The sequence below is a fragment of the Pseudomonas sp. Je.1.5.c genome, from assembly GCF_051129895.1.
Taxonomy (GTDB): Bacteria; Pseudomonadota; Gammaproteobacteria; order Pseudomonadales; family Pseudomonadaceae; genus Aquipseudomonas; species Aquipseudomonas urmiensis.
The window spans coordinates 1-13,012 of sequence record NZ_JBCPSP010000015.1; the positions used below are offsets into that span (position 1 = coordinate 1).

9 protein-coding genes and 5 tRNA genes are annotated in these 13,012 nt (G+C 53.4%); 7 read left to right on the forward strand and 7 right to left on the reverse strand.

The features are described from left to right. Positions 1-98 precede the first annotated feature (98 nt). Both AAZU54_RS13180 and AAZU54_RS13185 read left to right on the forward strand, forming a co-directional pair. Positions 99-986, forward strand: a complete 888-nt coding sequence (locus AAZU54_RS13180) for an ATP-binding protein (RefSeq protein WP_186557666.1) — start codon at positions 99-101, stop codon at positions 984-986. Further along, on the forward strand, positions 987-1,469 hold the full coding sequence (locus tag AAZU54_RS13185; protein ID WP_186557667.1) for a GAF domain-containing protein: 483 nt from the start codon (positions 987-989) through the stop codon (positions 1,467-1,469). A 36-nt stretch (positions 1,470-1,505) separates the two neighbouring features. Here the strand turns inward: AAZU54_RS13185 and AAZU54_RS13190 are convergent, their stop codons facing one another. Further along, positions 1,506-2,273: a hypothetical protein gene (locus AAZU54_RS13190; RefSeq protein WP_186557668.1), complete on the reverse strand. Its 768-nt coding sequence runs from the start codon at positions 2,271-2,273 to the stop codon at positions 1,506-1,508. A gap of 404 nt (positions 2,274-2,677) precedes the next feature. Here AAZU54_RS13190 and AAZU54_RS13195 point away from each other — a divergent pair. From AAZU54_RS13195 to AAZU54_RS13215, 5 genes are all read left to right on the forward strand, one after another. After that, positions 2,678-2,753: transfer RNA gene (locus AAZU54_RS13195), tRNA-Glu, on the forward strand. Positions 2,754-2,757: 4 nt separating this feature from the next. Further along, positions 2,758-2,833: transfer RNA gene (locus tag AAZU54_RS13200), tRNA-Gly, on the forward strand. Positions 2,834-2,925: 92 nt separating this feature from the next. Continuing rightward, positions 2,926-3,001 (forward strand) — tRNA-Glu (locus AAZU54_RS13205). Between the two features lie 3 nt (positions 3,002-3,004). Then, positions 3,005-3,080, forward strand: a tRNA-Gly gene (locus tag AAZU54_RS13210). Between the two features lie 86 nt (positions 3,081-3,166). Further along, a tRNA-Gly gene (locus AAZU54_RS13215) sits at positions 3,167-3,242 on the forward strand. Between the two features lie 40 nt (positions 3,243-3,282). Here the strand turns inward: AAZU54_RS13215 and AAZU54_RS13220 are convergent. The 6 genes from AAZU54_RS13220 to AAZU54_RS13245 all read right to left on the reverse strand — a co-directional run bounded on the left by AAZU54_RS13220 (position 3,283) and on the right by AAZU54_RS13245 (position 12,991). Further along, positions 3,283-8,211, reverse strand: coding sequence for an RHS repeat-associated core domain-containing protein (locus AAZU54_RS13220; protein ID WP_434727260.1), 4,929 nt, complete (start codon positions 8,209-8,211; stop codon positions 3,283-3,285). Between the two features lie 60 nt (positions 8,212-8,271). Next, positions 8,272-8,547 carry a hypothetical protein gene (locus tag AAZU54_RS13225; protein WP_405130363.1) on the reverse strand — a complete coding sequence of 92 codons (276 nt, stop codon included), beginning with the start codon at positions 8,545-8,547 and terminating at the stop codon, positions 8,272-8,274. 8 nt (positions 8,548-8,555) lie between these two features. Beyond that, a complete protein-coding gene (locus AAZU54_RS13230; RefSeq protein ID WP_405130364.1) occupies positions 8,556-9,566 on the reverse strand; it encodes a hypothetical protein in 1,011 nt (336 codons plus the stop codon). 432 nt (positions 9,567-9,998) lie between these two features. Next, entirely contained in the window at positions 9,999-10,370 is a 372-nt protein-coding gene (locus tag AAZU54_RS13235) for a hypothetical protein (protein WP_405130365.1), read from the reverse strand. Further along, on the reverse strand, positions 10,367-11,497 hold the full coding sequence (locus AAZU54_RS13240) for a hypothetical protein (protein WP_405130366.1): 1,131 nt from the start codon (positions 11,495-11,497) through the stop codon (positions 10,367-10,369). The genes AAZU54_RS13235 and AAZU54_RS13240 overlap by 4 nt, the downstream gene beginning before the upstream one ends. Positions 11,498-11,527: 30 nt before the next feature. Next, positions 11,528-12,991, reverse strand: a complete 1,464-nt coding sequence (locus AAZU54_RS13245) for a hypothetical protein (protein ID WP_434727261.1) — start codon at positions 12,989-12,991, stop codon at positions 11,528-11,530. Positions 12,992-13,012: the final 21 nt, after the last annotated feature.

Below are 13,012 nucleotides of genomic sequence, written 5' to 3' on the forward strand. Positions count from 1 at the left end.
CCCTCTTGAAGATAGGCCGGCGTGGGAGCGGGCTTGCCCCGCGATAGGGCCGGCACTGCCAACCAAAACCTCAAAGCCTCGCCTTGCCAGGAGTCACCATGGACCCCCGCTTGAACGCCTTCCTCGAACGTGCCGAATCTGTCCTCGCCCGTCTCGAGCCGCTGCTGCCGGCGCCGCGCCCGCAGATCGACTGGAATACTACCCTGGCCGCGCGCTGGCAGCGCGATGGCCGCAGCGGCTACCTGATGCCGCTGCACGTCAGCCTGGATATCCGCCTGAGCGACCTGATCGGCGTCGACAAGCAACGCGATCAGCTAGGCCGCAACACCCATCAGTTCATCAACGGCCTGCCGGCCAACCACGCGTTGCTGTGGGGCTCGCGTGGCACAGGCAAGTCATCGCTGGTGCGCGCCTTGCTGGCCGAGCATGCCGATGCCGGGCTGCGCCTGATCGAGATCGAACGCGATCACCTGGCCGACTTGCCGCGGGTGGTCGAGCAGCTGCAAAAGCTTGAGCAGCGCTTCATCCTGTTCTGCGACGACCTCTCGTTCGAAGCCGGGGAGGGCGACTACCGGGTACTCAAGAGCGTGCTCGATGGCTCGCTGGAGCAGGCGCCGGACAATGTCTTGCTGTACGCCACCTCCAACCGTCGCCACCTGGTGCCGGAGAAGCAGAGCGACAACGAAAACTGGAAGATGGTCGACGGCGAGCTGCATCCCAATGAAGCAGTAGAAGACAAGATCGCGTTGTCCGACCGCTTCGGCCTGTGGCTGTCGTTCTACCCCTTCAGCCAAGAACACTTCCTCAACGTGGTCGAACACTGGATCGGCCAGTTGGCCAGCGCCGCCGGGCTTGACTGGCAGCGTGACGAGGCGCTGGAAATACTCGCCGTGCGCTGGGCAACCGGGCGCGGTAACCGAAATGGCCGTTGTGCCTATCAGTTCGCCCGCTACTGGGTCGGGCTGCAATTGCTGGAGCAGAAATAAATGATCGACCTCAATGCCAGTGGCGCAGGCCTAAACGGCTATGACTTGCTGGCTGCGCAAGTGCAGGCACTGTTCGCCGACGAGCGCGACTTCATCGCCAACGCCGCGCAGTTCTCGGCTTTTCTCTATAGCCAGTTGGATGACCTGAACTGGGCGGGCTTGTATATCAATCGCAACGAGGAGCTGGTGCTTGGCCCGTTCCAGGGGCAAGTGGCCTGCGTGCGCATTCCGTTCAGCAAGGGTGTGTGCGGGGCAGCGGCGGCGACCCAGCAGACTCAGCGGGTGGACGATGTGCATGCCTTCCCTGGGCATATCGCCTGTGACAGTGCGTCCAACAGCGAATTGGTGATTCCCTTGGTGAAAGAGGGCAGGCTGATTGGGGTGCTCGATCTGGATAGCCCGAAGCTTGCACGGTTCAGTGAGGCCGATCAGCAAGGGTTGGAAAAGTTGGCGGCGATCTTTCTTGAGCTGACCGACTGCTGAGCATGACAAAGGGGCCTGACAAGGCCCCTTTTTGGGTCAATCGTAGATGACCTTCTTCTTCCAGGTCTCATCTTCATCAGTCTTGAGCCCCGCCGTCAGCTCATTCTGATCATTCTCCGCCGGCTCCATCTGATCGAGCACCATCGCGTTGGCCCGTGCCAGCAGCTTCTCCAGATAGGTCAGCTGCTCTTCATATTGTTTAGGCTCAGGCTGCTTGCGCAGATACTGCACACCCCGCTCGAACGCCAACCGTGCATGCCCTGGCTGATTCTGCTGCAGCGCCTGCTGCCCCAGGTTGTTAAAGAACTCGATATGCAGCAATACCAGGATATGGCGGATTTCCTTGACCCAGTACTTGCCCTCATTGGTCGCCAGGAAACCTTCCTGGGTAGCGCGCACGATCTGATTGTGCAGCGCTTCGAGCAAGAAGCGCACATCCTTGGCCTTGACCTCGGTTTGAATCGGGCTGGGTGGATTGTTCACGGGCAGCTTGTCGCCCTGGGCAACCAAACCCTCAAGTTCGGCCAGGCGGCCCTTGAGGTCACCGTTGTGCTTGTCCACCGCCAACTGACGTTGGGTGACGTTCAGTTCCAGGCGAGTCATCAGCAGCTTGAGGGCAGGGGTCATCAGCTGGCCGGGGAAGGTTTCGTTGATTTCCCCGCAGCGGCGCGCGCGTTCGGCCAGCTCGATCTTCAGCCGGGCGCGCTCAAGCTTATTGTTCTCGACCACATTATTGAGGTAGCCGATCACGATCAGTAACGCGATACCGGCCACGATGAGCAGGGTGATCAGAAGTGGTGTCACCGTTAACGCCTCATGAAGAAGTTTTGCATCATTGAGTGTAGTGAGTTCGCCAACAGGCGAACAGTGCAGCCTGGCGGACTGAACCGCGAGTACCCTGTGGGAGCGGGCTTGCCCGCGAAGAGGCCGGCACGCCTGCCGCAATCTATATGTCGGCCCACTTCTCGATTTCTCAAGGTAGTGGCACTTTGCTGCGAGCTTGCCGGGCCATCGTCAGAAAATCAACGCCAATAGCCAGACACATCCTGCGCGCAGCGGTGACAACTAGGGAAGTCATTGATTTAAATAAATTTATACAAAGGGGTTGACGGCTTTCCATCCCGTCCCTAGAATGCGCGCCACTTGCAGCGTAAAGCACACAGCAATACGCCGCAGGGAGTGAAAGCAGGCAGTAATGCCAGCAGCGTGTCCCCTTCGTCTAGTGGCCTAGGACACCGCCCTTTCACGGCGGTAACAGGGGTTCGAGTCCCCTAGGGGACGCCATATTGCGGGAATAGCTCAGTTGGTAGAGCACGACCTTGCCAAGGTCGGGGTCGCGAGTTCGAGTCTCGTTTCCCGCTCCAGTTTCTCCGGCACTGCTTAAGGGCGGGGCAGGAAAAGAAAGTCCAGGTTGAATCGTGAGGTTCAGTATCTGGCGCACTGAAAAGTGTTGTGTGTCCCCTTCGTCTAGTGGCCTAGGACACCGCCCTTTCACGGCGGTAACAGGGGTTCGAGTCCCCTAGGGGACGCCATTTGCGGGAATAGCTCAGTTGGTAGAGCACGACCTTGCCAAGGTCGGGGTCGCGAGTTCGAGTCTCGTTTCCCGCTCCAGTTTAAATACTGTGGCGTTCGCACGGTGCAGTGGTGGTGAAGGTCGTCAAGGCGCTTCACGCCGATTAGCGGTAAAGCTTCACATTGCGGGAATAGCTCAGTTGGTAGAGCACGACCTTGCCAAGGTCGGGGTCGCGAGTTCGAGTCTCGTTTCCCGCTCCAAATTAAAAACGCCACTTCGGTTGAAGTGGCGTTTTTTTATTTATGCAATTGTATAGTGCCTAAACGCATGAACATCGCTGCTCCCTTGAGTTGGCATGGCGTTGCTTTTGGGGCGGGTGCTGCTAGAAAGGGCGGGCAAGGACGCTTTAAAAGTTTTCTGAGCCATCATGGCGGCTTTAGTTGCTTTAGCTGTTGCGAGCGTTAATGACAAATCCAGGGCTGCAGTACCCATTGATACGTAATCTAGAATGTCTGCAGCTTGCATCATTCCCTCGTCATTCTTTGCAAAACCCACAGCGCTGACTACAGTGCTAGCGATGGTCAAGCTGGTGGATACTACGTTCATCAGCGTCATGGCAGACAGCAGGCCGGTAAAATAAATACCGACACCGAAGCTGGCCACTGACAAAATGATGGATGCGATACCCACGCCAATTATTTTCCAAAGAATACCCTTCTTCGCCTTTTGCATTTCTTCTTCCGCACGTTTCACAGCGGCTTCATATTCATATCGGCGGTAGCGATAGTAACGCTCACTCTCAGTTTCATAAGCAGAGGTCAGTTCGATGCCTTGGGCGCCAGCGTTGTATGCGGTCCTCTCATATGCCCTGGTTAAAGCGATACCTTGGGCGAAGTGCCCCGTCGGATCGCGGAAGGCTATGGGGTTTCCTTGGGCGTAACCGTAGTCATTGATGCCACCCTTGCCGAAAGGGCTGAGCGAGTCGGGGCTATGGAAGCGCATGAGGGTCGGATTGTAGGTACGATAGCCGCTGCCCAGTAGATACCAGCCGGTGGCGGGGTCGATGAGTTCTCCGTTGAAGCCCAACAGGCTGGTCCACTGCTCAGCATCTGCCGAAAGCGCTCCATAGGACGAGTAGCTGGCATCGTGCCGAGTAGCATCCGCAGCTTCAGTGATGATGCTGCCATTGGCATTGCAGTGCAGTAACAGGGGGGATTCCGAGCTGGTTGGACCTTGCTGAGCCAGGGGTATGTCCAGGGCATGCAGCCACTGTATTTTATGGGCGCCACGAATAGCGAAACGCAGGCGATTTTCTTCGAATATCAAACGCGTTTCATCGCCATCGGCGCCACGTTTGGTGTACAGCAGTTGCCCGAGTGCATCATACCGGTAAGTGCTGTGTGGTTGCTGATCGGTGCTCCCGTTGGTGACTTGCAGCAGGTGCCCAAGTGCGTCGTATGCCAGCAGTCGTCCTTGTTCATCTTGCTCTAAGTGGCCGTCCGGGGTGTAGCGTAATGGGGGCATAGGGTTTTTACGGGCGGGATGATGGATAATTGACTGCAGTTGGGTAGGGTTGCTCACGTTTGCAAGGTGCTCGGTGAGCTCATCTTCGCCGTTGTCGAAATCACTGCGATAACAAACAATATTATCGAAAGCATCAAAGATAAAACTTTGCTTTATGATGTTCCGCCCCAGAGCGTCTTTCGGCAGAAGGGTGCCTCTGTACTCATGCGTCGATAAGCGTTTGTGGGTGTCGTAACCAAACGATTCACCGAGTAGTAATGAACTACCCTCCTTGAGTTCTCGTCGTCGAAGCAAATCGTCAAGACCCCAGGTTTGAGTCACCGTTCGTATGGCTTGGTTGTCCAACGTTAGCGTGCGAAGAACTTCGCGGTCGTGCTCGTCATACTCGATGGTGGTCTTGTTGAGTGGCCCGGCCTTCGCGGTCTTTTTTAGCTCGACCGAGTTTGGGCGCCCCAGCGAGTCGTAACCGATCTCTACGCTGAGCGGCGTCTGCTCGATGCGGATGACTCGCCCTTTATCGTCATAGTGCCAGCGTGTGGGGGCAAAGTCGGTTGCTGCTTCACTGAGCACGAGTCCTCTAAGGGAGTGGCGTTTCTCGCGATTGAAAACGGCCTTGCCATTTTCTTCCCAGGTCTCGCTCTTCTGTCGGTTGTTCCAGTCGTAACCAAAGCGTCTTACGCCGTGTTGGTTAGTGGCGCTCAGCAGATTCGCGCGGACGTTATCGAAAGTAAACTCACTCTGAAATTCTGCTTTGGCTTCGCCCATCAGCGTGGTGTTGAGGGGGAGGTCAGTAAGCGTGGGCAGGTAGTCGAACTTCAGTATTCTTTCAGCGGCGGTAATACGTTGCTTGGGCAGGCGCTTGCCTTCATCATAATCAAGTTTCTGCGTGCGTGTACCTGTCGTGATTTGCGTAACACGGTCAACTCCATCATATGTTTTGCTGCCCAACTCAATGAGCGGATCGGTTTGCCCCGCAGGGCCGGCGTAGGTGATTTGGACTTTGGTGGGCAGATCCTCGCTGCTGTGCATCGCGTAGGCACGTTTGACCTTGGCGTTGTCCGGCAATTGGATCTGAGTGACACGCTCCCAAGGGTCGTAAGTGAAACGTGTGCTATTGCGGTGTTCATCTGTTTCCTTTACGCACTGCCCCAGCCCATTGTATTCATAGCGCTGGGTACCTGCGCTCACACCGTGACGGTTGAGTCTTTCAATTTTATCCGGTTTGCCAAATACGTTGAACCAGGTTTTACGCCTGCTGCTGATCTGGGGCGCTTCGCCCGCCGACTGGCGCCATGTTTCCACTGTGCGGGTTTGGGCGGCATTGGCGCCGACCATGTCGTTAAGCGTGTGCTCTTGGACACCGTCTGGTTGTTCGACCCAGTTCTGTTGGCTCCAGTGATCATAGGCGTAACGATGCCGGAGCGTTGGGAGTGACTTGGCCCCATCGAAATCGTATTTAAGTGTCTTTGTGACTCTGCCGAAATTGTCGTATTCGATGGCCTGGATAACGAATGATTTCTTCAGGTCAGCCTCATCGATATGATCACGGTGTTCTTTCACCGGATGCCCCAGCCCGTCCAGATGGGTCACCGTGGTTATGCCGTGCGCAGTAATAAACGTCTGTTGTGCTCTGTCGTTATCATTGGCGCACAGCGCGTAGTGGTAGTGGCGTGTTGCCGCGTGATCAGTGCCTGGCGCTACTGCTTCTGTGCTGATGCGACGCAAAAGGTCGTATTGATAGCTGACTTGTACACCTTCCTCATCTTCGTTAAGTAATAATTCTCCAGTGAGTAGCGAGCGTTCGCTGGTCGTGGTTTTTTTGATGATGTTCGTGGCGCTGTTGTCGTGCCCGGTGACCGTCTGGGTGGTCACCAGCACCGTTTCTTTATTGTCATCGTTGGCAACGTTGGCAAAGGTCGACAACCGAGTGGCGTAGGTGTAACTGGTCGTGGTGGCAAGACCGTTGATGGTGAGTGTGAGCTCCTCCACGCGACCGTAGGTAAGAGGCTGTTGCTGGTTTTTGAAGTACGTGTATTGGGTGCTCTGCAGCTGTTGGAGCACCTGCACTTGCGCATCGACTTCCTCCAGCGTCTCTATCTCGGTTACCGGCCAGTCGGCGGTGCTTGCATTACCGGCATATGCAGGCAGCGCGCTATAGCGATACCCTTGGCGCAGTATGGGTGCGCTCGGCTTTAGCGCACTAGGCGCCGGTGTAGTGGTCTTGCTTTTGAGGTGGCGAACGAAGCCGCCCGGATCTGGCGGGCACGCGCCTTGCTCTCCCGCAGCGGGATACCAGAGGCTGGTTTCGACGACGCCGCTGGATTGTTCTACGGTGTGCAGGTTGCCGTCATCGTGATAGGTACGCTTGAGCACCTCCGTTCGGGCAGTGTCGGTTTTAGCTTTGCGCCAGGTGGTAGCGGTGGTCAGCGGCAGCTGGCAATAGGCAGGCTGGTCCTTGAAAGGCTTGCCTTCCGTATAGGCATAGCTGGTCTCCACGGTCTGGATGTGCAGGTCATCCGCAGGCCCTTGGCTGGTGATCTCACGGGTCAGCAGGTGGAACTTGTTGAAGTGCCGTTCGATGCTGCGCAGGCTTGTATTGCCATCGGCGCTCAGCAACGTTTCTACCGAGCCATAGCGATAAGGGTTGGGATGCTTGTAGAGGATATCCAACCCCGGCGTGGGTTCGCCGAGCGCGAGGTTGGCCCCCAGGAAGTTATTGTCAGCCTGGTAGCCGTCTTCTTCGGTGTTCACTGTGTACGCGTAGCTGACGATTTGATTGCAACTGGCGCCGGCCTTGGGCGCCTCGTCGGCGTTACCAGGCCGAACCTCATGCTTGGAAACCCTGGGCAGGGTGCCGGGAAGGTTGTTACTGCGCTTATGCCCTACCGGATCATAGGTGATGAGCTCCCAAGCACCGGTAGGGGTACGCACCTCTGCAAGACAGTTGTAGGTATGGCTGACGGTATACATGAAGCGCCACTTGGCCTGATTACCATCGACCGTCGGTAATTGCAGTTCAATCACCCGGCCTTGCGTATCCAATTGCATGACGAAGCGTACCTGGGTGGCTGCAGCGCCCTGCGGATTGAGGGTGATCTCCACTTGGCGCTTGCTTTCATCACGCTTGATTTCGAGCAGCGGGGCATAGACGCCTTCGACGTCACTGCCCTCGATGCTGGCCAGCCGGTCGTAGGTCTGGCCATCAGACTCGAAGGACGCATAGGTGAACTTCAGCGGCAGGGTTTGCCGAGTCCAGACCTCGACAGGCAGCGCGACAGGCCGGCTGGCAGCGCGGATTTGGAGTTTTTCGAGCAGCCCGGAGCGGTGCTCGACGAGGTAGTGGGTCGATCCGCCATCGGCTACTTCATCCAGGTGAAAGCTGTCGAGCTTCTTCTCTTCCATCAGCATTTGCGCGCCGTTACGGCTGGTGACCAAGAAGCTTTCGCCGGTATGTAGAGCCGCCACCTGGGTATCGGGAGTGAATTGCGACAGCTGCAGGTTCCAGCCCTTGCCGTAGCCTGTGTCTTGCTGATTGAGCGGGTTGAAGAACAGCGCCAGGGGCAGGCTTGGGCCGAGCAGGGCGTTGGCTTCGACCTGCGGCAAGTTGAGCGACACCGTGTACTGGCCTGTACGCGGGTCGACGCCGCTTTGCAGGAAACTCATGAAGTTGAAGGCGTTGGAGTGCAGGGCGGTCGTGGCGGTCATAGTGATACCCGTCGCTTGGAGTACTGAGTGAAGAGGGATACTTAGATTTAACCAAAGACGTTAATCAATTTTGTAGAGACCTGGCGCAATGATACCTTTGGGTGCTGTTCTAATGTCACCGCATCTCAGCCAGCCGGTATTGGCAAGGTATAAAAAACTTTTGATGTGCATGTCGTCGCCAGGGCCGCGTAGAATAAAAGAAGTCGCTGAGGGAAGATCCATGACTTTGATGTAATAATGGTCGCCATGGAAGTTGACAGCAGTATTTGGTCCAACTCTGTTGGTGGAGAGCCGTGTTGCCGGGTCTGGTAGGTGATCGGAAATATAGATGAGCATGAAGGCACCTAAAAAATAATTGTATTGCGGTGGCGGCTTTGATTTTTCGGGATGAATCCAATGCTTTTTGTAAAGCGGTTGCCGTATTTATCCTGAAATTCAAGTAATAGATCGTTGGCGTAATTTTCGAATAGTTGCTTACGTTGCTCCTCGGTAAACTCGTCAGCAGGAAGAGTAGAGAAGCGATGAACTGATAGGATGATGGAGTCAGCTTGAAGGCTGCCAGAGAAGCTGATGGTCTTTAGAAAGGCCAGTTGCGGTAGCTTGGTGAGTTCGTCATCAAATGATATGTGGCTCTGATTTTTTTCCAATACTAATCCTGTGATGGTACATACGGTTTCAGCACCTAGGTCACGCTCAAATCGTACAATAGAAGTTCGGGGGGGGTGTGTCGGCGCATCATCTATACCCCGGACTGTGCAATGTTTGAAGCCGTCGCTGATCAAAATTTCGTAGTATTCATGAGTGTCAAGGTTGACTTCGTAATCATAGGGTGCGCGCTTGTCTGTAAAGCCAAATCGGTATTTGTCTTCTAGTTGTGCTTTCATTGTGGGGGGGGTGAACGATAGGATTGACACTTCAAATATATTATTCTGTTCGTTGAAGTAATGCCACCACCCATACTTATCTTGCAAGCCTGCGTAGATTTTTTTTCGAGACGTCGAATTGGCCAGGCTATGCAGGTAGAAAATTTTCGATGAGTCTGAAGCTTTTTTACTGTTTTCGCTTGCTTGGCTCGGCGCAGCGGGATAAAAGTCCTCATTCCTCTCTGTTGCAAACCCCCATTTGAGTGGGCCCGCTTCTAATACAGGTTTTGTGGCATGCTCAAGACGTGGAAGGGGCTGGTGGCTATAGTAATCAAATATGTAAAAACGTTCCCAGTCGGGTTCCGCCAGATTTTTTCCAGTTTCCATTGAGATCAGCGCTTCGAAAGCTAGCTGTTGAGCGCCATTGCCAAACATTTCGACCCTGATAGGGAGTTTTTCATGCCCCGGAAGTTTCAGTGTTCCACTTTTCACATTTTCCTGGTCTGGGACTGGATTAAAGCGGGGTGCGTGAGTTAGGGTTGTAAAAAACAAAGGGTAAGTTATGTTATTATGAAAAGGTTGGCACATCACAGTAGACGTGCCAGACGATGTTGAGCCCGCTACATACAAGCCTTGATCAGTAATAGAGCCTTTTGAGCTTGTCCATTTCCGTCTCGCTTGCGGGAGGAGTTGGGGGTCTAAGATAAAGTAAACCTTATCGTTATGCGAAATGCTCGACACCTCGCTGGGTTGAATGATGCTTGGGAGTAGACTGGGTTCAGTCTGTTGTCTCGGGGAATTGTGCACTTTTTACTCCAGGGAACCAATAGTTAACGTCGGTAAGCGCTTTGGTATCTCTAGGGCAAAGTCGTGGGGTGACTTGCTAAGAGATAGTGCTCATGGGGTGTCTATCTTGCAGAAGTCCTATATATTGAAAGTTACTTCCACTTTGTGAATATTATATTCAGGCTCAACGAGAAAAAGGTAGTCGTGCAATTTAAATACTCCGGGCGCAAATGCTCGTTTTGGGTGCATCAAGAGTGAGAAGTAATCAATGACGCCGGTGGTTGTTTCAAAGTTGGTGGCGCGGATTAAGGTGGAGTTCGTTATAAGCTTGTCTGCCATGTAGCTTCGTAGCCTGAATTCGCATCCAGAAGGTACTTTATAAAGCCTGAAATAATTAGCACCCTTGCCACCGCTGGCTTGCTTGACATTGTATTCGGTGCTGCCCGTAACAATGTCATGATACCAGTCAGATGTTGTGAAGTCTGGATCATTCGAAAAATATATTCTCATGCATTTTTCCTTACTAAAGCATTCCTATGATAGTTTTGTTTTTTTTCAGGAAATGAAACCATTTGTTCAAACGTGTTTCCTTGGCGGTTGCGAAAAGTAAGCGTTAAGTCATCGCCCCATTTGCCGAAGATTTCTTTCTGACAATTTTCCGGGATGGAGGATATAGAGATATCATTGAAGCGATGAACCGAAATTACGATTGTGTTGTCATCCAGATACCCGTGTATAGGTAGTTCTACTAAGCGACTGCCAAAGGCTGGGTTGAAGTCGGAGTTATATAGCTGGGGATCAAAGGTTATATATTTTTGGTTTCTAGATGTCACTACGCCGGTCACAGTGCACACCCTTTCAGTTATATGGTCGCGCTCGAAACGGACGATGGAACAGCGACCCTGGGTACCTGTTTCTTCACGCCCTTTCACATCGCAGGTAATGAACCCTCCCCGTATACTTAGTATGAAATATTCTTGAGTGACCGGATTGTAGTCATATTTGTAGGTTTCGTTAAATTCGCTTTCGCCTGGGTCAGTGGTGTAGTCAAATCCTTCAATATTTTTCGACATCATTCCAATTGGGGGTGGGCTTGGTTGATTTTTAATGGATATTGAAATCGGCTGGGTATTCATAATATGTTTTGTACCGTCGTTGTCGGTTACACACACGTAAAAATCGGTATTTCCAGTGGTCTCGGAAACTGTGCTGTGAAGGTGCAACACCCTATATGTCCAGGCGTCTGAATATGCCTCTGCATTCACCTGGGAGGATCCGTCATGGGCCTGCTCGTAGACTGCACTTCTGATCGATGTGTAGGCCCACTTCCCAGAGACGGCTAGAAGCGGTGGTTCACCGTCTTTGATCGGTAAAACCTCGACTTCAGTTTTTTTATCGCTGTAAAGCAGGGTGAGCGAGTCCCATTCTTCAGGTGAAACCACACCGCCCGCTCGCCAGAGTTTCACGCGTATAGCCAGTTGTTGCGCACCGTTGGCATACATGCTGCCGCGGCGCTCAGATGCGTTTGTCGAGGGGAAACCGTCAAGTGTGATTTCGCAATTCAGGGTTTGCGCATTCGTGAGGAGATGTGCCTCGGCTGATGCATTGTGCAGGGAGGTAGGTGATACATTTTCCATGGGCGAATCCTCTGCCGAAGCGGCCTGGAGTCAATCAATCAGTTGCAAGGTCACCGATTTAAAAGGCTGAGCAGGGCCGCCGTTTCTAAACGCGACTTGGGCCGTGATCACCATATGGCTACCGCGTTGTACTTTAAGGAGTTCTTCGCGTGGCAGTGGCTTGACTACAGCGCCTTGTTTGACATCGTCGGCGCTAACGAGATGTTGTTCGAATGCGTAATCCTTTCTCTCTTTTTCATATTTTAATGAAACCTTGATATTAACGATCTGCCCCTGCTTCATGAATGGCCAACGGTTGAGTTTAAGGCTGGCACCGCTCACGGCAGGCGTCAGGTTTTTCAGCGCCAATGTGCCCTCTCCATAGGTTTCGACACACTGAATCGCTGGCATTGAACTCAGTGGAACGTTGTTGAGCTTAATGTTTCGTAGCGGGGAACGTTCGTATGTGATTCCATCGCATACTTCGTAGTACCAGTTCAGCGATTCCCCGATGTAGGAAGAGAATAGGGCTTCCGGAAACGCAATTACGTTGTCCTGCTCTTCGGTCGGAGGTTTCATCACCACGCTGGCGAGTAATGTGCCTTGCTCGGTACTTACGCAACCCAGTACGGTCGCATCCTGTATTTCGGCATCTTTGGGGATCTGCAGGACAGCCGCCTGGCGTATGACAATCGCGGCGACTTCACCGTTGACAGCACCCGCCAGGCTGGGAGCGGGAAGGATTCGAGATTTTTTCACAGTGAGTTCGCCTGGCTTGGAGCTGCGGGCGAATGACGTGGTTGCAATCTGGGCGCTGAGTTTAAGTTGGTGGTCAAGTAGCTGCTCAAACCAAGCCTTCTCGATGGTGAAGTTTAACCGCTTGTTGTTTACATCATCGGTGTTGGCCCTGCGCCATTGTTGGGTGTTGGCAACGACTGAGTCCGAACCGTTGAATGCCTGAATCAATAGCACCCCTTCATCATGTTCCTCAACATCATCGTAGCGAAGCGTTACTGTCGCTCCCTCGGCGCCAATCAATGCTGGATTCAGAAATCCATCTTCAGTGTCGGGGATAGTCGGTGGCTCGAGGAGGTTGTCTGGCTCGTATGTTTTTACAATATCGAAGCGTTGTTCAGAGGAGGTGAATTTAATCTCGTCTGAGTCCTTTGCCAAAACGGTATAATTTACCTTGATGTAGTTACCTTTCCAGACTGAAAACTCGCTGTCGGGTACTCTAAATTCGATGAGTGTGTCTGTTGTTTCTATCGTGATCGACCAACGTCTTATTGTGGGCGGATTGTCACCCCGGAAACCCTGGAAGGTGAGCTTAACGATGTCGCCGAGTCCCATGCTTGAATGCGGTAAGATAAATACGGGTACAGGCTGTTGATTCAGCTGATCTATAGCAACGATGGATTCATGTGATGGGTAAATATGCACCCGCGCTAATTCATTATCGGTTATGCCAATGCGTTCGAGATCCGGGGAGGCAGCGAGCGGATCAGTGGATTTCATTGTCATGTCCTCATTATTTGC